This is a genomic window from Chitinophaga sp. XS-30, from assembly GCF_008086345.1.
Taxonomy (GTDB): domain Bacteria; phylum Bacteroidota; class Bacteroidia; order Chitinophagales; family Chitinophagaceae; genus Chitinophaga.
On the sequence record NZ_CP043006.1, the window covers coordinates 4,263,290 to 4,289,771 of the forward strand.

Sequence of the window (26,482 nt, forward strand, 5' to 3'; positions counted from 1 at the left end):
TTGACCAGTAATCAGGTTGGCGAACCAAAATCTATGAGAGTACTACCAGATACCACAGACGAAGCATTATGCGCGATGATCCGTGATGGAGATCAAGCGGCTTTCAGTATTTTATACGATAGGTACCGCAACCAGGTCTATGGTTATGCGTTGAAGCTCTGCTGCTCACCGGAAGTAGCGCTGGACGCAGTGCAGGAGGTATTCATGAAGATATGGGTCCGTCACGAAGCGCTGGACCCATCACGCCATCTGAAGGCCTATCTGTTCCGATCCGCCCGGAACTATGTGTTCGACTATCTGAAAAAGGCCGTCCATGACGAGAAATTCCGTAAATGGTTCCTGCATATTTACGAAGAGGGCCTTAACCTCTCCGAACACCAGCTTTATACCAAACAACTTGAGCATCTGCAGATGAATGCAATATCGTGCCTGCCTGCCCAGCGGCAATTGATCTACAAAATGAGCAAGATGGATGGCCTCAGCAATCAGGAAATCGCGGGGCGTCTCGGTATCTCCGTTAACACCGTCCGGGACCAGCTGGTAAAGGCCTCCCGTTTCGTCAGGGGATATCTCCTGCGGTATGCTGATATTGCCGTACTACTGGCTGTTTTCCGTATTCTTTAACTACTGCCGGAAAAAAAAGTTAGCCCCGGATCGTCCTGACTGTTTCTTCAATCGTATTGTTATATATCAGCTCAACCCAATGTCGGAGGATCAAAACGAAATAAAAAAAATATTCATCAGGCTGGCAGATGGAAAAAGTACGCCGGAGGAGCGTGCGCAGTTGCTTGCATACCTGCAGCATCAGCCTTCCCTCAATGCCATTCCCACTGTGGAGGAGCTACCGCCTGACGAAAGCTGGCCGGTTATGCCTGATTGGGCCGCGGAAGCTGTATTGACCTCTATTCTTAACCTCCCGGTCACCACCCCGGTAATCCCGCTCTGGAAACGGACCTGGATAAAGATTGCGGCAGCCGTCATACCCGTGGCCGGTATTGCCTTGCTCGTGACATTGCAATACAACCGGAAAAACAATCTCAGACATTATTCAAACAGTTCCAGGGCAGTACAGACCATCCAATTGGGAGACGGCACAGTGATCAGCCTGAACCAACGGGCCCGTCTTTCTGTAAACACCAGCAACCGCGAAGTGTGGTTACAGGGCGAGGCGTTCTTTTCTGTTAAACAACAGGCTGCAAAACCCTTCATTGTGCATGCATCGGGTTCGCTTGACGTCACCGTGCTCGGCACTGCATTTAATGTGAATGCAAAGGATGAAAAAACACAGGTAGTACTGAATTCGGGAAGTATAAAAGTTGACGCCGGAGAACAAACCATGATCTTGCAACCTGGCGAAATGGCGGACTATAACACTTCCACACAGAGGCTCTCCAGGCAAAAGGCGGATACCCTGCTTTACACTTCCTGGAAATACGATCTGATTGCTTTCAGGGGAGACCCTTTGAGCGTTGTCATGCAAAAACTCGGAGAACAATATGGACATGAAGTGGTGTTTGATTATCCTGATGCAGCTAACCTGCCTTTTACCGGGTACCTTGCATCTAACGATCTGCAGCAGGCATTGACAACGCTTGAACAAACTTTCGCGCTCAATATTCAATTACAAAATAACCGGTTATACGTCAAGAAATAGCATCCTTCCAATATTCAAAACTTCAACTATGAGAAAATCAAGATCAGTCTTTTTTCGGCTGATACCAGCTATTGCATGGCTGTTGTTCCTGCAGTTGCCGGCTGCCCGGTCAGGCGCCGGCGGCGTACTCAACACACAGCCGGCGACCGTATCACTTGTGTCGGTCATCAATGAGCTGGAAAGCCGATTCGATGTCCGTTTCAACTACAACACCGAACTACTGAAAGGAAAACAGATTACGGCGCCGGACAAACGAGCATTCAAAGCAGCGAATATTGAAACGGTGCTGAACAAGTACATCCAGCCGCTGGGCCTTGTTTGCCAAAGGATCGCCGGCAGGTTGTATGTTGTCAAATCAGAGCAGCAGGAAGCCGCCGGGCTGCCCCGGTATCTATCAGCAGAAACGCAGCAAATACCTGTAAAGGGAATTGTGAAAGACTCAGCGGGTAACGTATTACCGGGTGTGAGCATACATATAAAGGGCAGTTCCAAAGGAACCACCACCGATGCCAATGGCCGTTTCAACCTGGAGTTGGTCAATGACGGCGATGTGCTGGTCTTCAGCCTGATCGGGTACACTACAGTTGAACATACGGTAAGCGGCCAACAGCCCGTCGAAATCACATTGATGGAGTCTGCCATCTCACTGGATCAGTTCGTAGTCACAGCACTGGGAATCAGGCGGCAGGAAAAAGCGCTTGGTTATGCTGTGCAAAAGGTACAAGGCGATGCCGTACAAACGGTGAAAGGGGTGGATGTAGCCACCTCGCTAACCGGACAGGTGTCAGGGCTTGTGGTCAAAAATTCGACCGAGTTCTTTGCCCGGCCCACAATAGAGCTGCGGGGTGAAAGTGCTTTGCTGGTGATAGATGGCGTACCCTATGGCAACACCAACCTCCGGGATCTCCCGACAGACGACATCGAAAGCATGGATATCCTCAAAGGGCCCACTGCATCAGCATTATACGGCTCCAGGGCCGCGGGGGGCGTAATCCTCATTACCACAAAAAAGGGGGCTGGACGCGGGCTTGCTGTAGCTGTCAATAGTAACACGATGTTGCAAAACGGTTTCCTGGCCATTCCAAAAACACAAAGCGCTTACGGCCGCGGACAGAACGGAGAGATTGACAATGATTACGTATGGGGGCCAAGACTTGGCATAGGTAAAACCGCGCGTGACTGGAACCCGGAAACCAAACAATTTGAAGACGACCGACCTCTCAATTCCATCGGAAAGGATAACCTGCGGAATTTCATGGAGCCTGGCGTGATCACCAACAATAATATCAACGTATCCCAAAGCGGCCAGTACGGCAGTTTCCGGGCTTCACTGAACCATATATACAATAAAGGCCAGTTTCCCAATGCGAAGCTGAACATGTTCAACTTCACACTGGGTGGAGAACTAAAGGCCACCGATAAATTCACGCTGGAAAGCCATGTGGGCATCAGCAGAAGAACAGCACCGCAAATCTGGGGCTCCGGATATGGCAACCAGGGCTATATTTATCAGCTTACAATGTGGACCGGACCGGAATATGATATCCGACAGTACCGTGACTACTGGAAAGTACCTTACCAGACACAAAACTGGATGTACACCAACTGGTACGACAATCCTTATCTCATTGCCTACGAAAAGCTCAACGGTATTCAGCAAAGTACGGTGAACGCCAGCCTTACTGCCAACTACAAATTCACACCAGAACTGAATTTGCTGCTGCGAATCGGTTATGATGTGTATGATAACAAGGAGACCTTTTCCAACCCGACTGCCAATATCTATTCCACCCGCGGAGGCTGGAATGCGCGAGGGCTTTACCGGATCGACAAGGACTATGGCTGGAGTACAAATGATGATATCATGCTGAGCTACCAGAAAAAAGTGAGCGACTTCACCATCGACCTCATGGCCGGGAGCACCATCTATTATTGGGTAGATGAAAGCCTTTCCGCCGCCACCAGGAATGGACTGACCTCTCCCACTTTCTACTCACTCGCCGGTTCCGTTGAACCGCCCACGATCACACCGGGTTACGCCAGAAGGCAAGTAAACAGTCTCTATGGCAGGGCCGCCATCGGCTGGAGAAACGCCGTGTTCGTTGAAGCAACAGGCCGCAACGACTGGAACTCCGCGCAGCCGGAAGAGAACCGGGATTACTTTTATCCATCTATCGGCTCCAGCATCGTCTTGTCAGAACTAATTGAAATGCCGGCTTTCGCTGATATGTGGAAGATCCGGGGCTCCTGGGCAACATTCAAAACTCCCGCCGATGTCTATGCCATCAACCGCCTGTATTCTACCACCACTTCCGCATGGAATACGTTAAACTCGGCCAGCTATCCCGGCAACCTGCTGGGAGCAAGTCTGCTGCCCAGCTCGCAACGCACCTGGGAGATCGGTACCGCTGCTTATCTTTTCAAAAAACGCCTGAATCTGGACATAACATATTTCAACAAGTATTACTACAATCGTCAGATATCCGTTTCCATCCCCAACTCCTCCGGATTTTCCAGCACATTGGTCAATACTGACGAAACATATGTCCGTAAAGGAATAGAGATCACCCTCTCGGGGTCGGTAATCAAAAAACGGAAATTTGAATGGGTATCCACTATCAATTTTTCCAACCAGCATCGCTATTATAAAAACCTGGATTCCGTGTACTCCGCAAAAAGTCCCTGGGTAAAAAAGGGAGAACGGCTCGACGCTTATACCGACTACTATTGGCTGAGAGATCCACAGGGTAATGTAATTCACAATAACGGCTATCCCGTTGAAAGCGACTATGTAATGAAATACGGATACAGGGACCCCAACTTCAGCTTTGGTTTTATCAACACGTTCCAGTTCGGGAATTTTATGATGGGATTGAATATTGACGGGCGTATTGGCGGTTTGATGTATAACTATATCAACGACAAGATGTTTGATACCGGAACACATCCTGACACAGACAATTCCTGGCGTTACGATGAAGTGGTGAACGGGAAAACAAACTATGTCGGCAACGGCGTAAAGGTTACTTCCGGAAGCGTTACTTATGACAACTTTGGTAACATAGTTAGCGATACGCGCAAATACGAGACGAATGATACGGAGGTTTCTTATCAGGATTATACGCAGAACTTCCGGGCGGGTGATTATGGCGTGCAAAAGAAATCTTTTGTCAAGGTCCGTGAAATGTCTTTAGGATACCGGATCCCAGCTAGTGTGCTCGGCAAATTCCTCATCAGGAATGCATCTGTTTCCATCACCGCGCAGAACCTCTTTCTGTTTACGAAATTCAGGTTCTCTGATCCGGATGTGGACGATGAAAACCTCAACTCGCCCTCGCAACGGATGATCGGCATTAACTTCAAGGCAGGGTTTTGATCAGCATCATTTTATCAAAACATTACAACATGAAACATACAAAGCTCAAATATATTTTATCGATCCCGCTGGCGATGGCGATTGGGTCAGGATGTTCGAAGTTTAACGAGATCAATACCAATCCCAACAAGACCACACAAGTTACGTCTGCCATGCTGGCCACCAACATAATCCTGAGCATAACAAAGAACAGTATCGGCAGTACAAAAGGATTCATGCAACCATACCTGCTTGGTAAATACCTCACCTGGGGTGAGGGACAGGAAAATCTGCAATACAACAGGCTTGGAAGAAGCAGTTTTGACCGCCTGACCTTATTACGGAATGTTCCGCCTATGATAGCGGCTGCGCAAAATGAAGGCCAGCAACGGTCCTTTAAAGCGCTGGGACATTTCGTACGGGCGTGGCAGTTCTTCCACACCACCATGCAGGTAGGTGACATCCCATACACAGAGGCCGTAAAAGGAGAAACCGATAATATCATCCAGCCGCGCTACGACACGCAAAAAGAAGTATTTATGGGCATCATTAACGAACTGGATAGCGCCAACAATCTCTTTGCGCAAGGCGCCGACTTTTCCGGGGACCCTGTTTACAACGGAAAAGCCGATAACTGGCGGAGGCTGGCCAACAGTTTTCAGTTGCATGTGCTGATGAATCTGCACCGAAAAACAGGAGATGCCGATCTGGATGTAATAAACCGCTTCCGGGAGATCGCAACCAACCGTCCGCTGATGCGCAGCTACGAAGATAATTTCGCGCTGGCCTATAATGCGACGGCCGGCCAGAACTATCCCTGGTCCGATGTGCCGGCGGGTTCAGGAAATTCTTTTGTAAAATCAAACTACACCATGCTTTCAGCTACCCTCATCGACCCGATGAAGGCAATGAACGATCGCCGGCTCTTTTATTACGCCAAGCCCTCTCCCGTTAAAATTGCGGGAGGCATGCAGCCATCCGACTGGAACGCATACCGCGGTGCAGAACCCTCAGATGCATTCCCTGTGCTGCAGGATATGCGCGTGTCAAAAGATTACTCAGACCTGAATAACCGGTACGTAAACCTCGTGAATGCCGAACCGGTGAGCGTATTTAGCTACCAGGAGCAGCAATTCATCCTGTCAGAAGCCGCTGTCCGCGGATGGATAACGGGAACACCTGCGCAGGAATACTACGCCGCCGGCATTACCAACGCTATGAAATTCACGGCGGCATATACGCCCGATCTCACCGACTATCATCACAACATGAAGATCGATGATGCATATATACAGGACTATATTACGGCCAACACCCTGACCGGCAGCGAACAGAACCAACTGAAGCAGATCATCACGCAAAAGTATATCGCCGGATTTCTGCAGGGATGCAATTACAATGCCTGGTATGAACAACGGCGTACGGGATATCCGGAGTTCGTGCTGAATTCCAGTACCAACCTGAATACTCCCACCACGCAATTCCCCTTACGGTGGCTTTATCCTTCCAACGAACTGAGCTATAATACCAAAAATCTTGATCAGGCCATCCAGCGGCAATTCAGCGAAGGTGATAACGTGAACGGGGTGATGTGGATATTGAAAGACTGATAAATTATCAAGGCAGTCCCGGTGAGATTGTTGTGACTTAGATTCCGTCGTAGACATTGTATGACAGGAGGGTGATGAAGATCAACAAGCGACCTGTCTCTCATCACTGTAAAGCAAAGGTTGTCCGGGATATCCGGATAACCTTTGCTTTACAATTTCTTCCTTCTTTCACCGACTATACAATATCCTGCCGTTGCTCCCCTGGTTTATGATACCCGGCGACATTACCTATCTTATCAACCCCATCACCTCCTCACCCCTCCACTCCACCACCGGCTCAAAATCCCCGCTATTCATATACCGCTCCAGACTGTACCTGAACTGCCTCGCCGCATGCCGTTTATCCAGATCGCGCTCCAGATCTATCGAGGTAAGCAACAACTTCCCCCTGCTCACTTTCACCTCGATCACATTCGCCATCTTCCGGTTCCTGAAGAAATTATCGATTACCCGCACTACCGGCGTCACCTCCGGCAGCGAATCAATGATCATGGTCTTTGACGATGTGATAAGGTCCCACCATTGCCAGTCGCTGTAGAACGCCGTGGGGAAATGCCGGAATGCCGGATGGGTGGGATCACAAAGTATCCCCATTGTACCGGGTTGCGCCGGAAAATGCACAGGGCTCCAGAACACCGGCGCAAAACGGCCCTCCACGCCTTTCAGCACCAAGGTATCAGGATTGAGCAATACGTTCTTCCCCTGCTCCAGCAACCGTAATGCTTCTGTCACGGAACGCGTATATATCGCATCCCTTGGCGAAACAGCTGATGCGTGCCCGGCAATTTCGCCTGGTATATCGGTGGCATGCGCGGCTCTCATCGCAGGCACCTTAGCCGGATACACCCAGATGCTCCAGCGATTGCGGTAGCCCGTCCCTTTCAGCGATAGGGTAATGGTGAGCGCTTTGGCTGTTTTAACGTCTTTTAGATCGAAAGAAAATGTGCCGAGCGTTTGTCCGTTACCGATAGCGATCTGCTGAGGGGGCAATTCACCTCCGGCGAGCTGTCTGCTGGACTGATCATGCACAGCCCATATCGCCGTACTGTTCAGTAGTGCACCTTTGCTGAAGTTGGCGACCTCTGCCGCTGCTACGAAGGTTTCTGCATTGGTATAAACAGCTTTGTCAAAGCGCAGCAGCGGTACAACAGCACCGCAATATCGCCTGTGCTCTTCCGCAGCAACCAGCCCTTTACTATCCCAGAACGCATCCAGTATGCCAATCAGGGCTGTACCCTGGCCGGGGAAATCATGCAGGTCCAGCAGCTGAAAGCCGCTCATGCCCTTTGTTTTCAGCGCCCTTTCGATCTCTTCCTTATAGAGATTGGCGGCAAATTTTCCGCTGGCCATAAGATACTGTTCCGCCAGCGGCAACAGCCCTTTCCTTTCCAGGTCTTTACGTATAGCCTTGAAGTTTAGCGGCTCCAGCACACCGGTGTATTTGCTGATCTCTTCCATATTCGGGAACACGGAATACTGACCGATCTCATGGGTAATGAGCGGCACGGGAAGACTGTCGGTCGCCCTGGTATAATCCGTGATGAAATCCGGGGGAATGGTATTGAAGATACCCTGCCCGCGCACCCATCCTTTTTTGGTGTATTGGGTAATAAAAAAGTCGTCTTCCGGCTCTGGCCAGCGGCCATGATCACGCTGAAATGAAAAAGAAGTGGTGGTATAAAGATGACGCGGGTCCTGCTTTTTGAGGCGGGTCACCATAGCCGACAGCCAGGAAAAATCACCTTCGAGTTCGTTCCCCATCGACCAGAAACAAAAGGAAGGATGATTGCCGTATTCACGGATGATGTGTTGCGCTTCGGCGGCCAGCCAGGCATTCATGCTTTCATCCTGACCAGCATTTTTGTTCCAGAAAGGCAACTCTATCTGCAGATAAAAACCCATCGAATCGGCCACCGCGAATGCGGCTTCCGGTGGGCACCAGGAATGGAAACGCAGATGATTCAGTCCGTATGCTTTTGCCGATGCAAATACTTTCTCCCATCCCTTGTGGTCCATGGGCGGATAACCCGTCAGCGGGAAAATGTTGCATTCCAGTGTGCCGCGCAGGAATATGCGGCGGCCGTTCAGCTGCAGCAATCCTTTATCATTTGTGAGCGACCGCATCCCGAAAGTAGTATTGCGGGTATCCGCCACCCCGGATGTCAGTGTAGCCCTCAACGTGTACAGGCAGGGATCGAACTCATCCCACAGTCCCGCATCTTTCAATGGAATATCCAGTTCCTGTACAGCCGCTCCGGTCTTGATGTTCACCGGCATCTCCCTGGCATATACCCGCCTGTTGTCCCGGCCTGTTACAATGACCTTCAGCCGTGTCTGCTTTGCCCGGCCCGAGACATTCCGGAACGAGATCACGGCCCTGGCCTTATTGCCTTTCACATCGGGATACACCTGCAACTGTTCGATAAACACCGGCTCCCTGGCGCTCAGCTCCATGCGGCCGATCACGCCATTCCAGATGATCTGTGTGCCGTTCGTATAGGCATGCGCCATATCCCTTGTGCTCATATCGTATCGCTTGCGGTTGTCTATGCGGATAACAAGTTTATGCCGGCCCGGTGTCAGTAGCTTCCCCAGATCGTAACGATGCGGCGCGATCAGGCTCTCCTGTGTTCCGGCTTCCTGTCCATCCACCCAGATCCGTGTATCCCATAATACCCGCTCCAGTAAAAGCTCAATATATTTCCCTTTCCAACCGGCAGGTATCACCACATCCTTACTGTACCAGGCCGGACCGATGTATGAATGCCGGCGCGTCAGCATCAGCAACACTGCTTTATTGACCGATTCATCGTTCAAGGAAGATGCCGCACCGATGCCGGCATCGTCCAGCGTACCGGGCAGGGTAATGCTCCCGGCAAAATCCTGCAGGAACCATTGTTGCTGAATACCGGTATCCTGCGGGTCCAGCCGGTACTGCCAGCGGCCTGCCAGCGAAAGCGTTTGTGCAGACGCGGAAACCGGCAGAAGGAAAAATATTCCCAACAGCAGGAAATACCATTTTTCCGCTATGGACAATGTGTGTAATGTGCTTATCAGTCTTGATTGCATGATATCGTTTAATGTCCGGTTAATTGATGTTCCAACTGCTCTAAAGTCTGCCCCTTTGTTTCTTTCACTTTACTGCGAATGAACAGGAACCCGAGCGCACATATCCCCGCATACAGATAAAATGGCCCGTATGTGCCAAGCTCCTCCGCCAGCACAGGGAACGTAAATACCAGGATGAAATATGCGCCCCAGAGTGCGAGCACCGCAATGGAAGAGGCCACTCCCCTGATCCTGTTAGGGAATATTTCCGATATCAGCACCCAGGTAACAGGCGCGAGGGATGTGGCATACATAGCGATCGCCAGCAGCACAAAAAAGGATATCCATCCTGTTGCTGCCTGGTTGCGCAGCAGGAATGCCAGCACAATGTACACGACCGACAACCCCAGTGAGCCTGCCAGCATCAACGGCCGCCTCCCCAGTTTATCTACCTGCCACATGGCTACCAGCGTGAATACCAGGTTAACGATACCGATGAAAATGGTCTCGGATAGCTGCGTATTCAGGTCCGCCCCTACAGATGCAAATATGGTGGAGGTATAATTGAATACGATATTGATGCCGCAAAGCTGTTGAAATACGGCCAGCGTTATACCCACAATTACAGCGGGGCGAACGGCCTTTTCGAATACCGCACGGTACGACTGGCTCAGGGTGCCTTTCAAGGATGCCGTGATGTCACTGAAAGAGGCCCGTACAAACTGTTCATCCCCGATCCTCCGCAGGGTACGCTCCGCCTCTTCCGTTCTTCCCCGGCCGATCAACCAGCGCGGGCTTTCCGGCAGCCAGGCTACGCCCAGCAGGAAGAGCAGCGAAGGCACCGCACCAAGACCGAACATCCAGCGCCAGGCTTCATCTCCCTTGTCCGCCAACGTGTAATTCACCAGGTTCGTAACGAGAATACCGGTAACGATCGTTAGCTGATTGATGGACACATTACGGCCCCGCACATGCGCAGGCGATATTTCCGCGATGTAGAGCGGGCTGAGGATAGATGCCATACCTACGCCTATACCGGCGGCAAACCGCATGATCACAAAAACGGTTAGCCCGGAAGAGAGGGCCATGCCTGTTGAGGAGATGGTGAAGATCAGCGCTGCCAGCATCAGCCCGGGTTTGCGCCCGTAACGGTCCGCCATTTTACCGGCAGCCAGGCATCCCACCATACAGCCTAATGCCAGGGAACCGGTAAGGAATCCTTCCCACCATGCGCTCAATGCAAAGGTGATCCGCAGGAAAGGCAGTGCGCCGGAGATCACCGCGAAATCGAATCCAAAAAGATAACCGCCCAATGCGGAGATGAATGATATGCCGGTGATATAGCTGTAATTGAATTGCTGAGCCATGATCTGATCTTATAGGAACCATTATAGAAAGCCGTCAGCGATCAGCTGATGATCCTTTTATCATTGATAAGTGCCGGTCAGCGTTACGATGGACTTTCCCGGAATGCCGATATCGTTTACCATACATTGTGTTCGCTTCAGACTGCGGGTGGCATCTGTTGTGTACTGCGCAAAAGTACTGCCCAGCGGGCCTTCCAGCTGGAGGTTCTTTTCTTTCGATTCCGGGTTCACGATCACGACCACCAGCTGTTTCGCGGCCTCATCCTTATAAGCGGAAACCATCAGCGTGGCGGCGGCAACGGCGGGATCGTTGTTGCCCTCAATAGTCGTCTCCACCCGCTGCATACCGGGGCGGATGAACCTGGCGTAGTTGCCGAATGCCCACAGCTGGCGGGAGTCCAGCACAATACCATCTGTTTTGCAACCACGTACATTGATATTACCGGCGGGATCATTGATGTACACGAGTGCATCGCTGTAGTTATACGGACCGATGGCCAGCCACCATTGCCAGGAGGTCATATTGGCGATCACCAGATCATGATGCAGCACTTTGGCCACATAAAGACCGTATTCGATACCGGTATTGCGCGGCGAGCCGTTGTACCGGCCGCAGATATCGCCAAGTATGCCAAACTCCGTCTGCCAGGCCTCCAGCGAAGCATCTACCTGTTTGATCCTGTTCAGTAATTGTGTGCGGACGTTGATGAGGTTATTGTCCGGACAGGTGGTGAAGTAACTGTGCCCGCTGATGATATGCGCCACATTGGCCTGATCGCCCACATAATTTGCGGAAGCCGGGCTGAAGAACTGGCTGATCTGATCTCCCCGGTTATCCGTATTCCGGCCGTACAGAAAATCCAGCTGTCCCGCTTCACCGATCACGACTTTGGCGCCTGTTCCGGCCAGTTGCTGCGATAGCAGCCGGGTTAACGCCGCCACCTCGTCATTGGCAGCCGGCGTGCCTTCCTGGGATGCCTTTGTTGCCGTGCCCCAGGCCCATTGCGGCTCGTTCACTGGACTGATATAATCGAAACCGAAGTGTCTGGTGACGGTCGCCATAAAACCGGCATATGCATCCATTTTCCCTTCCTGCAGATTGAGCCTGGTGCCGCCCGAACTATTGAAAGCCTTGCCGTTCTTCGTCAGATGCACCGGCGCGGAGTTCGAAAATCCCAACGTGTACTTCACGCCTCTCTGCTTTGCGGCCTGCAGGAACCATTGCGCGCCCTGCTGTTTCGACCAGTCGTAGCTTCCATCAGCCTGCTGAAAACATTCCTCTCTGCGCCATTCATCGGTGATGCGGCTGGCATCACCCTGCTCAAAGCTCCCGGCGCCGATGTTAAAGCGCCAGAGCGACAGGCCGATCCCTTTCGGCGTGCCATCCGCCGTTGTGTCCATACTGAACAACAGGTCAGCTACCCGGTCTTTCTTTTGTACATCCTCCCATTTACCAATGAATTTGGCAGACCAGCAATCCGAAGCGCCGAAACTGTGGATCGTCTGCTTTGTTTTACCGGGGTGAATGGTGATTTTTGCAGGGGCGGTCTGCCCGCTGGTATCCACCCCGGGATAAATGCTGGGCGAAGGCTCGGGCGGAGGCGCGGCCGTCCCCCTCCCCTGGCTGGCGGACAAAATGGCGAAGCAGATAGCTGAAATGGGCAATAAATTCATCGTTCATTTTCTTTAAAAGTATCCGTAATGCTTTTCCACGGCTCCTTCTGCGAGGAGTATGCGGCTGACCGGCACAGGCCCTGGCAACATGAATATCCGGACTAAAACTATAACCTTTGTTTTGCAATTCCAGCGTATTGTTCAATTCTCTTTCTAGCTTTGCACATGCTTCGTAAAAAAGAAGGGTTTGAAGGCCAGCGCGCCATCGTATTGCCCGGCAAGATCATATCGGACCTCTGTGAGGATAACCCCGTCACCGGTGGATTATTTGTGACGGACATCGGGTATTATCCCAAAGCGAAATATCACTTCCGGCAGCGCCTGCAGGGGATAGACCAGCATATCCTGATCTATTGCCAGGAAGGCAAAGGCACGGCACAGATCGGCAGGCAGCGGTATTCCCTGCAGCCGGATACTTTCGTGATCATCCCCGCGGGCAGTACTCACAGTTACGCAGCCGACGAGAACGACTCCTGGACCATCTACTGGACGCATTTCAAAGGGCCTGCCGCCAAAGCGATCGCGGAAGCGGTAAAACGCCAGTACAACGGTTATCAGGGGGTTATTACCTTTCAGCAAAAAAGGATAGACCTGTTCGAGGATATTTATGCCAGCCTGGAAAGAGGTTACGGGAACGATAATATTTCCTATGCCAATATGTGCCTGTGGCATTACCTGTCCACTTTCCTGTATGACGACAAATTCAATCTTTCCGGGAAAAAGACCAGCTCCGATGCTGTGGAGTTATCTATCAGCTACATGCAGCAACAGTTGTCGCAGATGCTTTCGCTCGAAAACATCGCCCGTTCCGTCAACCTCTCCGTATCTCACTATTCCTATGTTTTCCGGAAGAAGACCGGCTTCTCCCCAATGGAGTACTTCAATCATCTGAAAGTGCAGAAGGCCTGCCAGTACCTGATCTTTACAGACCTGCGGGTGAAAGAGATCGCGTACAAGCTGGGCATGGACGATCCTTATTATTTTTCAAGGATGTTCAATAAACTGATGGGCATGTCCCCCAACCATTACCGGGCAAAACGGGAAACATAAAAGATAAAACCCTTCGGGTATTTTATTAATTTTGACCGCCAGGGATCAACCATCATACTGCGGGGGAGGCAGGAATTCTGTAATGCACGACATCAAAGGCCAGGACACAACACTTTTGCACCTGCTCTCACAGGGAGATGAAACCGCTTTTCGCCGTCTTTTCGATACCTATCATCAGTTCATTTATTCTTTTGCACTGCGGATGACCGATTCCGAGGCGATTTCGCGGGATGTGGTGCAGGATGTGTTCGTCAAAATATGGCTGAACAGGCAGGAACTCACTGCCATACAGCACCTGCCGGGATATATCAACCGCCTTACCCGTAACCATGTGCTGAACGGCATGAAAAGAAAAGCCATGGAAACCGGCCTGCTGAAAGACCTCGGCGCACCCTTTTCCGCCACCCATCATGATCCGGAGGAACAAGCGCAGTTCCGTGAGCTGGAAACCCTGCTTGCCAAGGCTATCAACCTCCTGCCGGAGCGCCAGCAACAGGTGTACAGGCTCAGCCGCCAGGATGGGCTGAAGCACGAGGAGATTGCCGCACAACTCCGGATTTCCCGGGAAACCGTCAAAAAACATATCATGGCCGCACTGCTCCATATCCGGAATTACCTCCGGGATAACGGCCGTGCATTGCTATGGCCGGGCATTCTGCTATACGGATGCTGCTCCTGAAATTTTTCTTTGCCCCCACTACCCCTTTCCGCTTTCCCGATTGTCAATCATATAACCGGTCAATTTTTTACTATGCCATCAGCCAGATTAAATTATCTGCTTCACAGATATTATGATAAAACCTGTACACCTGCTGAAAAAGCGGAGCTGCTGACCGCCATCGGCAGTGGCCTCCAGGATGAGCCGGCAGCTGAACTGCTGGATGAATTGCTTACTGAGCATATGCCCGATAGCAACACTTCCGCTGAACAGGCGGACCAGCTGTATGCGGACATCCTGGCTGCCGTACAGCCCCGGAAGAAAAACGTTACCATCCAGCGGTCATGGTGGGCCGCCGCCGCTGCTGTGCTATTGCTCGCAGGCGCCGTGGCGCTCTGGCCGGGATCGCTCCCCCGGAAGCATTTTGCCGTGAAACCATCCACGGATGTAGCTCCCGGCAAAAGCAAAGCTGTGCTCACACTGGCGGACGGCTCGCTTGTAACGCTGGACAGCGCCATCGGGCAGGATATTCAACAGGAAGCCGCCACCGCCCGCCAGCAGAACGGGCAACTGGTATATGAACCTGACGCCACCGCAACCGCTATCATCCAATACAATACCCTCACTACGCCCCGTGGCGGGCAATTCCGGCTGGTACTGCCGGACGGCACGCAGGTATGGCTGAATGCCGCATCCTCCATCCATTATCCCACCGTATTTACCGGAAAAGAAAGAACAGTCACCATCACCGGAGAAGCCTACTTCGAAGTCACCAAAAATGCCGGTATGCCGTTCCGGGTAAATACTTCCGGCGGCACAATGGTGGAAGTGCTGGGCACCCGCTTCAATATCAATGCTTATGCAGATGAAGACGCGATACGCACCACCCTGGCTGAAGGCGCCGTAAAGGTCAGCAGCGGGAACGAACAGGTGATATTGCAACCTGGCCAGCAGGCGCAGGTAACAGGCAGGCAGATACAGGTTCTCCGGCCGGACATGGCGCAGGTGCTGGCCTGGAAGAACGGCATTTTCAATTTCGAGAACAGCAGTCTTGAAGAAGTGATGCGGCAACTCTCCCGCTGGTATGATGTGGAAGTGGTGTACAAAGGCCGGATACCGGACCGGGTTTTCGGCGGAGAACTGCAGCGCAGCCTGCCATTGTCCCAGGTACTGGAAGTGCTGCGGGACATGAAGCTGAATGTACAGCTGACAGCAGAGAGAAGGATTGAAGTAATGCCATAAAAAACCGTTCCGGTTGCAGCCGGAACGGCGGATCATGGCCGATCAACATAAGACAAGTCTGGGCAGACTATTTATTTAATCAACCATTAACTCTTGCGAAAGTATGCAAATTAATGCTCTTTGTAAAGGCCGGCCTTTGTGCGGCCTGGTGTCAACCAAAATTGTGCGTGTCATGCGTTTAACCGCTTATTTAATGCTCACCTTTTGTATGCATGTATCGGCGAAAGGCGTTTCTCAAACCGTGACCTTCAGTGGCAGTAATGTGCCCTTGAAACAGGTGTTTGCGGAGATAAAGGAACAGACGGGCTATCTCGTGTTCTATGACCGGGAGGCCCTTGTTCATGCCAAACCGGTTACGCTGCGGGTGAAGGACGCCCCGCTGCAGTCGTTTTTACAACAATTGCTGGCCGGGCAGATGCTGGATTTTTCGATCAGGGAGAAGAATATCATCCTCCGGAAAAAAGATATGCCGGTAGCGTCCGTTATCATGCGGGTGGATATCACCGGGGTGGTCGTGGATAAGAACGGCGCTTTGCTGCCCGGGGCCCTCATCCGGGTAAAAAATACCAAAAAGGCCATTTTCTCGGACGGTGATGGCAAATTCGTGATCAATGCGGAAGAAGGCGATGTATTGGAGATCACTTTTCTTGGATTTGAGAAAAAGGAAGTGCCCGTGGGTTCCCTGAAAATTATGCGGATCGTACTGGAACCTGCCGTTAGCGCGCTTGACGAAGCTGTGGTACAGGCATATGGCCGTACGTCCAAAAGGACCAATACCGGGAATATCGACAAGGTCAACGGAAAGGAAATAGAACAAACACCGGTGAACAACCCTATCGCCGCCTTGCAGGGCCGCGTTCCGGGAGTGGTGATCACACAGGCCTCCGGTGTGCCGGGCGGCGGATTCAAAGTGCAGATCAGGGGCAATACACAGGTAGACCCCAACGTAGGAGCCAGCGATGAGCCGCTCTATATTGTGGATGGCATTCCCCTCGCCAGCGGCGAGAACCGCCTTAACCGCATCAGCTCCGCCATCAATGGTTCCAGCGTAACGGACGGGCTGAGTGCATTGGGAACCATCAACACCGCAGACATCGAGAGCATCGAAATTCTGAAAGATGCGGACGCCACCGCCATCTACGGCAGCCGCGGCGCCAGCGGCGTTGTGCTCATCACCACCCGCAGAGGAAAATCCGGGCAGACCAGCGTGAACGCCAACTTCTCCACCGGCTTCAGCAAAGCGCCGATGCCTGACCTGTTGAATACGCAGCAATATGTTGCCATGCGCAAGGAAGCCTTTGCGAACGACAACCTTGCGATGACCAATTCCAATGCCTATGATATTCTCCTCTGGGATACCACACGCGATAATAACCTGGCCAAACAGCTGATCGGCGGAACCGCCCGTATGACCAACGGGCAGATCGCCATCTCCGGCGGCACGGACAGAACACAGTATCGCGTCAGCACCGGTTATACCCGTGAAACAGATGTATTCCCCGGCGAAATGCCGAATGAAAGGTTCATGGGCAATTTCAGCCTGAATACCCGTTCCGATAATCAGAAATTCAATGCTGCCATTACCGGAAGTTATACATCCAGCATCAACCGCACGGCGGGTGCGGATCTTTCCAGCAAGCTCAACCTCCCGCCCAACTTCCTGCTGTACGATTCCCTCGGCAACCTTGCCTGGAACGAAGGTGGTGTAACGGCGGTGGATAATCCGCTCGCCGCCCTGCAGAAAAAATACCGGGCCCGTACGGATAACCTGAATGCCAACGCCATGTTGTCCTACCGCGTATTACCGGACCTGGTGATCCGCAGCAGCTTCGGGTATAACAGCATCAAGGTGGATGAACTGAGAATAGATCCGATTGCTTCCCAAAACCCGGCCAAAGCGAATGCTACCGGCTCCACCAGTTTCGGGAAGAACAATTTCCAGAGCTGGATCATAGAGCCGCAGGCAGAATATTTCCGCAACATCGGCAAGGGCAGGCTGAATGCGCTGGCAGGCGGCACCATTCAAAACCAATGGAACGAAGGGTATAATTTTTCTGTAAATGATTATACGAGCGATGAATTCCTGGGTTCCCTGACCGGCATCACCGGCATCTCTTTCGCAAATCCTTCCAGCAATCTCAACCAGTATAAATACGCTGCCTTCTTTGGCCGTATCAATTACAACCACGATAACAAATACATCCTCAATCTCACCGGCAGGCGGGACGGATCCAGCCGTTTCGGGCCCGAGTTCCGTTTTTCCAACTTCGCCGCTGCCGGCGCTGCATGGCTGTTTACCAGTGAGCCGTTCATGCAGTTCCTGCCCGCGCTCAGTTTTGGCAAGCTGCGCGCCAGCTACGGCGTTACGGGGAATGACAAGATCGGCGATTATAAATACCTGGACGCCTATACGGCAAATGCGTTCTATCCAAACTACCAGGACTCCGCAGCTTTTGTTCCCTCGGGGCTTTTTAAACCGGACCTGCACTGGGAAAGGAACGTGAAGCTGGAATTTGCACTGGAACTGGGCTTCATGAAAGACAGGTTGCTGGTATCCGCGGCCTGGTATAAGAACCGTACCAGCGATCCGCTGGTGAACTATCCCCTTCCGCAAACAACCGGCTTCTCCGGCATCTCCGCCAATCTGAACGGTGTGCTGGTAGATAATAAAGGCGTTGAGCTGATGGTGACCAGCCAGAATATCCGTAAAAAGGACCTTAACTGGACGACCAGCTTCAACATTACGGTTCCGGACAACAAGCTCATCGCCTATCCCGGGCTTGCCCAATCCAGCCACGCCAACAGGTACGAGATCGGCAAATCGCTTAACCTGGTGCGGATTGCGCGTTTTACCGGTATCGATCAGCAAACGGGCCTCTGGATGATCGAAGATGTGGACAAGGATAACCGTTTTACCACTGCCGGCGATTTCCAGTCACTGTTTGATACCGATCCGGAATTTTATGGCGGGCTGGATAACAATATCCGTTACAAAGGGCTGCAGGTGAGTTTCCTGCTGCAATTCACTCGCCAGATGGGAAAGAACTGGATGGCCTCCCAGGCCACTTCCGGGTTCCAGACCATGACGGTGGGCGGTATGCAGAACCTTCCTTCGGAGGTGCTTACCCGCTGGCAGCAAGAGGGCGATATTACCCGCATCCAGAAGTTCACCACCCGCAGCTCCACATCCACCTCGCTGACGGGTAACTATGCCGCCAATTATTCCGATCTGGGTTATATGGACGCAGCGTATCTCCGGCTGAAAAATGCATCCATCTCTTACTTCCTGCCGGAGCGCTGGATAAAACGGGCGAAAATGACGCAGGCCAGGATATATGCCCAGGGGCAAAACCTGCTGACCTTTACACCGGTTAAAGGCACAGACCCCGAGACGGTATATCTTTTCAGGCTGCCGCCATTGCGCACGGTGACTTTTGGGGTACAACTTTATTTATAAACTATTTCAATCTTCATATATGAAAAGTCTTAACAGGCTCTTTATTATACTCATCGCAGGAACGGCAATAACAGGCTGCCGCAAGTTTGTGGACGTTCCGCTGCCCATTACGCAGCTCAGCACCGAATCCGCTTTTTCCACCGATGCAAAGGCCAATTCCGCCATGCGGGGCATTTACGCCGGCCTGGTATCCGGCTGGGTAGCCAGTCCGTTTACCGGCGCTATGACGGGAAACCTGGGCCTCAGCGCTGACGAACTGGAAAAAACTTCGCTGACCGGGGAGTTCCCGCTTTTCTTCGAGAATAATCTGAATGCCTCTATGAACACGATCAACGGTGCATTATGGGGCTCTTTTTACAGCACTATCTACCAGGCAAACAATGCGATTACGCATATCGGCAACTCAAAGGGCATCGCCCCGGCGAACAAGGAATTCCTGACAGGCGAAGCGCATTTCCTTCGTGCGTTGGCCTATTTCTACCTGGTGAATATGTACGACTCTGTGCCACTGACCACAACAGCAGATTACCGCACCAATGGACTGCTGTTCCGTGAATCTCCCGAAAAGGTCTATGAACAGATCCGGCAAGACCTCCGCTACGCACAGGAAAAGGCCGGCAACCAGCATACCGGTACCGGCTTTCGGGCAAGAGGCAACCAATGGACAGCGACTGCCCTATTGGCGAGAGTACAATTGTACACCGGGAATTGGGAAGAAGCGGAAGCCGAAGCCACAAAAGTCATTAACGCAGGATTCTACAAAATGGGGCCGCTGGAAGAAACATTCCTTGCCACTTCCGGCGAAGTTATTCTCCAACTGGGCAATGCCGGCGCCAATTTATATACTTCGGAAGGCAGTGCCATCACCAGCTCGCAAGTCAATCCCACTTACCGTTTCAGTACCTGGCTCGATGCCGCCTTTGAGCCCGGGGACCTTCGTACGGATGCCTGGACCCGGGTGGGTGCAAATGGCTTCCGCGGCCCCGCGAAATACAAAACTTTTTCCAACACGCAGGCCAACGCCAAAAAAGAAGGCACCGTAGTGCTTCGCCTCGCAGAGCAATACCTCATCCGCGCAGAAGCCCGCGCCATGCAGGATGATCTCTCCGGCGCCATCGCCGATGTGGATACCGTTCGTAGCCGGGCCGGACTGCCCCTGTTATCCGACATCAGTCCGGATATCGCCAAAGAACCGCTGCTGGCCGCCATCATGAAAGAAAGAATGACGGAACTGTTCGCCGAATTCGGGCACCGCTGGTTCGATGTGAAACGAACCGGTCAGGCGGATATCATCTTTGGCGCCCGTAAACCCGGCTGGCGGACGGAAGCCGCGCTGTTTCCTATTCCGTTCAAAGACAGGCAATTCAACCCTAACCTTGGTCAGAACCCGGGTTACGAATAATCCATAAAAACACCGTATGAAAAAATATCTGTTATACTTATGTGCCGCAGCGCCGCTTTGCGCTTCCGCACAGGAAAATTTTCACATCAAAGGGAAGATCTCGGGCTGGAAAGGAAAAGACAGCGTGTTCATCAATTATATGGATGATCAAAAACAACTGTCGGATTCAACGGTAGCCATCAACGGACGGTTCGAGTTCCGCGGCGTTGTAACGCAACCAACGCTGGCTTACATCAGGCTTGAAAAACCCATCCTGCGGACCCAGCGGAAAGATTCGCGGAAATTTTACCTGGAGGATGGCCTTATCTCCATCACCGGCAAGGATTCCATTCGTTATGCCACTGTAAAGGGCACAAAGGTCAACCAGGATGCTGAGCATCTGGAGAAACAAACTTCACCTGTGCTGAGCAGGCTGGTTGAGCTGAGAATGAGCGCCGCACGCACGCCTAGGGAAGCGCAGCAGACCGATGCATTCAAAGGCCTGCAGAACGAATATTCCGCACTGCTCGATTCCATGCACAATGTGCGCGTCCGGTTCATCCGCGAACATCCAGGCTCGCATATCTCCGTTGAAACACTGGCCCAGATAGCCGGGGCCCAGATCGATTATGCGAAAATATCGCCTTTGTACAACCTGCTGGATGAAGACATCCGCAACACCCCCACCGGCCAGGAACTGGCGGAGCGGCTGGCTATGGCAAAGAAGATACAGATCGGCAGCGTTATGCCTTCCTTCTCTTCACTGGATACCGCCCGCAATCCCCTCAACCTGCAGGAAGTGGTGAAAAGCGGAAAACTTACGCTGGTGGATTTCTGGGCCAGCTGGTGCGGCCCCTGCCGCGCGGAGAACCCGAATGTTGTGAAGGCCTTCAATGCCTTCCACGAAAAAGGCTTCAATATCATCAGCGTTTCGCTGGATGACAATGCGGACTACTGGAAACGGGCGATCATCAAAGACGGTATGCCCTGGTACCACGTATCCGGCCTGCAGAAATGGCAGGAACCCGTAGCACAGCTATTTGGCATCAACGCGGTACCGGACAATTTCCTGCTGGATGAAAACGGTAAAGTGATCGCCAGAGGATTACGGGGCCAGGCACTGTACGACAGGGTAATGGCGGAGATCAATAAATAATCTGTTTCCCATCGCTGTATATAGATGAGGTTGTCCGGATACCCCGGGCAACCTCCTTTTTTCACGCTTGCAATGGTTTATATGATACCTCATGCTTCGGGGTCTTTCCCTTTCGACCCCACCACATAATTTCCCGCCTCCGGATTGAACGATTTCATCAACCGGTTCCAGGAATTGATCTGGGCCACCGCTACAGAGAGCAGCGCGATCTCCTGTTTGGTAAAATGCAGAAGCAATTCATCATGCAGCCCCTCCCCGTCATCTCCTTCCGGCATCCTGGTCAGCCTTTCCGCAAAAGCCAGTACGGCCCGTTCCACCGGTGAATAGTATGGCGCTTCCCGCCAGGCCGGAAGAGAGATCAGCCGCAACGGGTCTTCCCCGGCATGTACCGCTTCCTTGAAATGCATATCCAGGCAATACACACAGCCGTTGATCTGGGACACGCGTACCCGCATCAGATCAAGCAACAGGTGATCAAGGCCAGACTTGTCAATATACGTCTGCACCGTTCTCATGGCCTGCATCAGGCCGTCCGGGTATTCCCGGTAATTGATCCTTTCCATGGTTTCGAAAATTATTTGCGTATAAAGACAAACAAGCGGTGCGAAACGTGACAGGTTCCGGGATTTTTTTTACAGAGATTTTCTCATATCCTGCAATCATCATAATGCTTTTGCAAAGTGCGCAGCTTATCCGGGTTACGGACGATATAGAGTTCCGAGATGCGGTCGCCCGCAAAGGTGAATATCTGGCAGCTGACCAGCTGATCTCCGATGAAAATGAAGAATGCAGGCTGATGATTGATCATGCTGATCGTTATAGCTGCATCGGCATAAAATTTCCTGAATATGCCCAGCTGCATGGCCATAACGGATTTCCTTCCGCATACCGGGTATTTGCTGGCGGTTACTTTTCCGCCGCCATCGGCCTTCAGCACCACATCTTCATACAACATCCGTTCAAGCCGGGTTACATCGCCCTGCCGGATCACCTCCAGGTACTTTTGCATATCCGCGGCGCTTGCATCCTGCCTGTCTGCATTCCGTTCCAGCGCCAGCTGCTTTTTTGCGCGGCTCAGTATCTTGCGGGAATGTTCTGCGGTGATATCAAGCACAGCGGCTATTTCCGCATGCTCATAGTCGAATGCCTCTTTTAAAATGAATACCGCGCGTTGCCGGGCATCCAGCTTTTCCAGCAGCACCATGAGGGAATAGGACAATACATCTTTACGGTCAAGCATTGTGTCCGCGCGCTCCGTGGCTACCGGCTCGGGCAACCATTCCCCATAATAGGCGGCGCGCAATTTCTGCTGCCTGTGCTTGCGGTTAACGGACAGGTTGATGACCGTGCGGATGAGGTAAGCTTTTGGCTCACGTATATCTTCTTCATCCAGGCGCATGAATTGCAGGTATGCATCCTGTACAATATCTTTTGCTTCTTCGAGTGAACCGAGAATATTATAAGCGTAAGTGGTGAGCAAGGCTCTGAGTGGTTCCATCTTTCACACAGGTTTGATTTCCTGTTCGCATGTTAAAAATCGGGTAGAAGATACGATGCTAATTTTTATTCATCATATCCGGCTTTGATGATCCTTACGGTAACATGCAGCTGCCCGATATGCCGCATCGTATGTTCCGCAGCATGCACCAGCAACCCGATAACGGTAGATGGCAACTGCTTCCGGCCAACTCCGCGAAAATCCGTCAGTATGCTTTCATCTGTTCCCGAAAGTTGCGCCAATGCTGCATCTACCTGAATACGAAAACGCATGACCAGATTTTCAACTGTAAGTGCAGGTTGAGATGCAACACCTTCCAGCCGTAATAACTCCAGTTGTACTGCAGACAAGGCTTCCCCGCGTGCATAGGTAAACACCCTGTCCACCACACCGGAAAGATGCTGCAAGTGAAAGGCAGGGGAAGCCACACCTGACGGCTGTTGCCAAAGCCATGCATCTGCGAATCCTCCCATCAACGCTTCCAACTCTTCTCTTGCCTGCAACAGTGCATGGGCCACGGGCTGAAGTAACGGCGGGATACCTGGTACCGGCCCTCTCTGCCAGACTTCCGGCAGTGATGCGCGTGATGCCATTTCGTTTTTCATCATAAGATAAAGATAAGCAATACCGATCTGCAAAATCACAGGCTGGCTTATACAACGCTTACGCACCCTGCTTATTAAGCTTACTTTAACATTTCCTCCAGGTTACATCTTCCCCGCAACCGGCATAAAGAGAAAACTTACCCTATGCGCTCTCTTTTCTATTACCTGGCCGTACCGGCCATACTGCTCTCGGCATGCCAGTCCGGAGCAGTGAACGAAACCGCACAAACCACAACAGCCTACGCCGAAGCGGCAGATTCCATCGCATTCCCGAATGATATGGCCCTGCTGCATTCCCCATCCAGGAAGCGGGTAAGATCTGCCGATGTCCGTTGCCGGGTCAACAACGTATTACAGGCTACTTCCCTGCTGGAACATACCGTCAGCGGCATGAACGGCATGATCGTGGAAAGCAGCATCCGGAACGAATACGGCGCAACGCGGGATATGCCTTATACCCGGGATTCCCTCAAACGCGTCAGGCTTTACACACCCACCGCCAGCCTTACACTGCGGATACCGGTGAGCGGCCTCGATTCCGTTGTGCATCTCCTTACGGGAACGGCCGCCTTCATTGAATACCGCACACTCCGGGAACAGGACAAGACGCTGGACTATCTCTCCAATGCCTTGCGGAACAACGAAACACCCGCAACGGTGAAACCGGACAAGAAAAATACGGCGCTTGACATTGCCACGTATGAGGATATACGAAAAGACAGGAAGATCGACCGGCAGATCGCCAACCTTGGCATACAGGACGACACGCACTACGCCACTTTCAGCGTGGAGCTGTTCCAGCCGGCTGCGGCGGATGTAGTAACAATCGTTCATCCGGGCCAGATCATCCGGCCGGCTTTCGGGAAGGAATTCAGTTCCGCACTCCTCAACGGTCTGGATGTCTGCCGGAGCATCCTCCTGTTCTTCGTGCGTTTATGGCCTTTCCTCCTGCTGCTCCTTGCCGGATGGATAGGGTACAAGAAGCTGAAAAACCTGCGGTTCTGATGCCATTCATCCGCCTATGCCTATTTTTGCGGGGCGGATGGGGTCTAACAGCTTCACCATAAAATAATGCGCCCGATTTCTCTTCTTTATCAATATTTTATATATTTATTGCCACTATCCAATTCAAACCGTGTATTTATGAAGGTATCAACTATTGCATTCCCTAGCGTGTTCGAATCCGCATTCGGCAACAATGAAAATTCCTCCAAAGACCTGTTGAACGGCTTAAAGATCAAAAAGGACGAAAAATGGTATCTGGTGGGCAACCTCGCCAAGAGAGGCGGGATCAACCCGGGCAGGATCACCAACGCATCCCCTTCGGAGGAGGATTATGAGATACTGTTCAAAGCTGCCCTGCTGAATACGCTGGATAAAGTGCAGCAGCCCATCTCCATTACCATGGGATTCCCGTTCTCTACCTACAATGTTTACAAAACAGCCGCAGAGCAGTTCCTGAATAAAAGGCACTTCCTGGTGGATTATGATACGCAGACGTTCAATAACAACGGCGCTTTCAAAAAAGGCATGTTCGATATTGAAAAGTTTGAGGTGATCCCCGAGATCGTAGGCGGCATTATTGGCCTGAAAAAAACGACCAACAATCCTAATCTGGACAATTTCATTGCCGTGAGCTTCGGTTTCGGCACCGTGGAAGGCGGCATGGCTACCGGCGATGGTCTGGTGCACCGTACCTGTTTCAGCTCCCACGGCATCCGCTACGCGATCAATAACCTCACCCGGGAACTGAACCAGAAGTATTACCTGGAAATGAAGAATGAGCACCAGGTAGATGATGCTTTCATGAAAGGCTCGATCTTCACCAACCGTAAACGGATAGACCTGCGGGAAATGCGCAAAACGGTGCTTACCCAATATTACCGGGAAGTGATCTCTCCGCTGATGCGCAGCTATTTTACAGATCTCGATTATGAGAACTGCGAAAAGATCTACCTGATGGGTGGCGGTGCGCACTACAAAGAATTGACGGATGCCTTTATCGAGGAGTTCCGCGATTTCATTCCCGTGGAAGTAGCGCCGGAACCTGAAAAGCTGATCAGTATCGGTTATCTTTACAATTCACTGCGGATATCCGACAACAAGGCTGCCAGAAGCGTTGGGCTGGATCTCGGTAATTCCAGTTCCATCATTTCCATTTTCGAAAACGATACCCATACTACTACAATCCAATAACGTGTCGATCTTCAATTTTTTAAAGGGACAGGGCCCGGCAAAAAGCTTCGTTTTGCCCAGGGAAGTGACGGTGAGCGGCGGTCTTGAAGCGGCCATTCCCGGGCGTATTGAAGGCCGGGTGAATGGCGATGTGCGCTCCACGGGCCAGATCGTCATCGGGGAAGAGGCCGTTGTACGGGGGCATGTATATGCCCCGGATGTGATCATATGGGGCAAGGTGCAGGGCGATGTGCAGGTGACCAACAAAGCTGTGATCTGCGACAAGGCGCATGTAAAAGGTGATGTAACTGCCATGACGATGGAAATCAGGGAAGGCGCCGTGATCGAGGGCGCCATCCGCAAAGATGTACTGCATCCCCCGGCGGAAATCCCCGGGGAACCTAAACCCGATCCCGAGGAAACCCGTGAACCGGAATCAGACGGGCAGGTGAACACCTGGTTCTGACGTATTCCCGGGTCTTTGCAAGACCCAAGGTCAGGGTTTTACAAACGGCTTGCCGGAAGCCTGCATACAGCCATACAGCCTGCCGC

The 26,482-nt window shown here is 52.0% G+C and carries 19 protein-coding genes; 13 read left to right on the top strand and 6 right to left on the bottom strand.

All coding sequences use genetic code 11. The annotated features are described in order from the left end of the window. Positions 1–33: 33 nt before the first annotated feature. The 4 genes from FW415_RS17365 to FW415_RS17380 all read left to right on the top strand — a co-directional run bounded on the left by FW415_RS17365 (position 34) and on the right by FW415_RS17380 (position 6,619). On the top strand, positions 34–624 hold the full coding sequence (locus FW415_RS17365; RefSeq protein WP_148387594.1) for an RNA polymerase sigma factor: 591 nt from the start codon (positions 34–36) through the stop codon (positions 622–624). A 79-nt stretch (positions 625–703) separates the two neighbouring features. Further along, on the top strand, positions 704–1,654 hold the full coding sequence (locus tag FW415_RS17370; protein WP_168208860.1) for a FecR family protein: 951 nt from the start codon (positions 704–706) through the stop codon (positions 1,652–1,654). A 28-nt stretch (positions 1,655–1,682) separates the two neighbouring features. After that, the gene (locus FW415_RS17375) at positions 1,683–5,030 is read left to right on the top strand and encodes a SusC/RagA family TonB-linked outer membrane protein (RefSeq protein WP_148387598.1); all 3,348 of its coding nucleotides are present in this window, start codon (positions 1,683–1,685) and stop codon (positions 5,028–5,030) included. A 29-nt stretch (positions 5,031–5,059) separates the two neighbouring features. Then, positions 5,060–6,619 (top strand): SusD/RagB family nutrient-binding outer membrane lipoprotein, encoded by a 1,560-nt coding sequence (locus FW415_RS17380; protein WP_148387600.1) that lies wholly within the window; start codon positions 5,060–5,062, stop codon positions 6,617–6,619. Positions 6,620–6,847: 228 nt separating this feature from the next. On the opposite strand, the gene FW415_RS17385 is transcribed toward FW415_RS17380, so the two are convergent. The 3 genes from FW415_RS17385 to FW415_RS17395 are packed head-to-tail and all read right to left on the bottom strand — an operon-like array spanning position 6,848 to position 12,708. Beyond that, positions 6,848–9,688, bottom strand: coding sequence for a glycoside hydrolase family 2 protein (locus FW415_RS17385; protein ID WP_148387602.1), 2,841 nt, complete (start codon positions 9,686–9,688; stop codon positions 6,848–6,850). A gap of 8 nt (positions 9,689–9,696) precedes the next feature. Further along, positions 9,697–11,034: a sugar porter family MFS transporter gene (locus FW415_RS17390; RefSeq protein ID WP_148387605.1), complete on the bottom strand. Its 1,338-nt coding sequence runs from the start codon at positions 11,032–11,034 to the stop codon at positions 9,697–9,699. 60 nt (positions 11,035–11,094) lie between these two features. After that, positions 11,095–12,708: a glycoside hydrolase gene (locus tag FW415_RS17395; RefSeq protein ID WP_148387607.1), complete on the bottom strand. Its 1,614-nt coding sequence runs from the start codon at positions 12,706–12,708 to the stop codon at positions 11,095–11,097. A gap of 165 nt (positions 12,709–12,873) precedes the next feature. Between FW415_RS17395 and FW415_RS17400 the strand changes: the two genes are divergently transcribed. The 6 genes from FW415_RS17400 (at position 12,874) to FW415_RS17425 (ending at position 21,652) form a co-directional block, all read left to right on the top strand. Next, the gene (locus tag FW415_RS17400; protein WP_246858783.1) at positions 12,874–13,758 is read left to right on the top strand and encodes an AraC family transcriptional regulator; all 885 of its coding nucleotides are present in this window, start codon (positions 12,874–12,876) and stop codon (positions 13,756–13,758) included. Between the two features lie 82 nt (positions 13,759–13,840). After that, the gene (locus FW415_RS17405) at positions 13,841–14,437 is read left to right on the top strand and encodes an RNA polymerase sigma factor (protein WP_148387611.1); all 597 of its coding nucleotides are present in this window, start codon (positions 13,841–13,843) and stop codon (positions 14,435–14,437) included. 72 nt (positions 14,438–14,509) lie between these two features. Further along, positions 14,510–15,658: a FecR family protein gene (locus tag FW415_RS17410; protein ID WP_148387613.1), complete on the top strand. Its 1,149-nt coding sequence runs from the start codon at positions 14,510–14,512 to the stop codon at positions 15,656–15,658. Between the two features lie 172 nt (positions 15,659–15,830). Next, complete coding sequence (locus tag FW415_RS17415) at positions 15,831–19,115, top strand: SusC/RagA family TonB-linked outer membrane protein (protein ID WP_168208861.1); 3,285 nt, start codon at positions 15,831–15,833, stop codon at positions 19,113–19,115. Between the two features lie 19 nt (positions 19,116–19,134). Next, positions 19,135–20,517 carry a RagB/SusD family nutrient uptake outer membrane protein gene (locus FW415_RS17420; RefSeq protein WP_148387617.1) on the top strand — a complete coding sequence of 461 codons (1,383 nt, stop codon included), beginning with the start codon at positions 19,135–19,137 and terminating at the stop codon, positions 20,515–20,517. 16 nt (positions 20,518–20,533) lie between these two features. Beyond that, on the top strand, positions 20,534–21,652 hold the full coding sequence (locus FW415_RS17425; RefSeq protein ID WP_148387620.1) for a TlpA disulfide reductase family protein: 1,119 nt from the start codon (positions 20,534–20,536) through the stop codon (positions 21,650–21,652). A gap of 89 nt (positions 21,653–21,741) precedes the next feature. Here FW415_RS17425 and FW415_RS17430 read toward each other — a convergent pair whose 3' ends face one another. The 3 genes from FW415_RS17430 to FW415_RS17440 all read right to left on the bottom strand — a co-directional run bounded on the left by FW415_RS17430 (position 21,742) and on the right by FW415_RS17440 (position 23,758). Next, the gene (locus FW415_RS17430; RefSeq protein ID WP_148387622.1) at positions 21,742–22,215 is read right to left on the bottom strand and encodes a carboxymuconolactone decarboxylase family protein; all 474 of its coding nucleotides are present in this window, start codon (positions 22,213–22,215) and stop codon (positions 21,742–21,744) included. 83 nt (positions 22,216–22,298) lie between these two features. Next, positions 22,299–23,150, bottom strand: a complete 852-nt coding sequence (locus FW415_RS17435; RefSeq protein WP_148387624.1) for a sigma-70 family RNA polymerase sigma factor — start codon at positions 23,148–23,150, stop codon at positions 22,299–22,301. Between the two features lie 65 nt (positions 23,151–23,215). Then, positions 23,216–23,758: a DinB family protein gene (locus tag FW415_RS17440; RefSeq protein WP_246858784.1), complete on the bottom strand. Its 543-nt coding sequence runs from the start codon at positions 23,756–23,758 to the stop codon at positions 23,216–23,218. A gap of 141 nt (positions 23,759–23,899) precedes the next feature. Between FW415_RS17440 and FW415_RS17445 the strand changes: the two genes are divergently transcribed. The 3 genes from FW415_RS17445 (at position 23,900) to FW415_RS17450 (ending at position 26,396) form a co-directional block, all read left to right on the top strand. Continuing rightward, positions 23,900–24,760, top strand: a complete 861-nt coding sequence (locus tag FW415_RS17445; protein WP_148387626.1) for a DUF4349 domain-containing protein — start codon at positions 23,900–23,902, stop codon at positions 24,758–24,760. A gap of 138 nt (positions 24,761–24,898) precedes the next feature. Then, positions 24,899–25,951, top strand: coding sequence for a ParM/StbA family protein (locus FW415_RS25035; protein ID WP_168208862.1), 1,053 nt, complete (start codon positions 24,899–24,901; stop codon positions 25,949–25,951). A 1-nt stretch (position 25,952) separates the two neighbouring features. Then, a complete protein-coding gene (locus FW415_RS17450; protein ID WP_168208863.1) occupies positions 25,953–26,396 on the top strand; it encodes a polymer-forming cytoskeletal protein in 444 nt (147 codons plus the stop codon). Positions 26,397–26,482 lie beyond the last annotated feature (86 nt).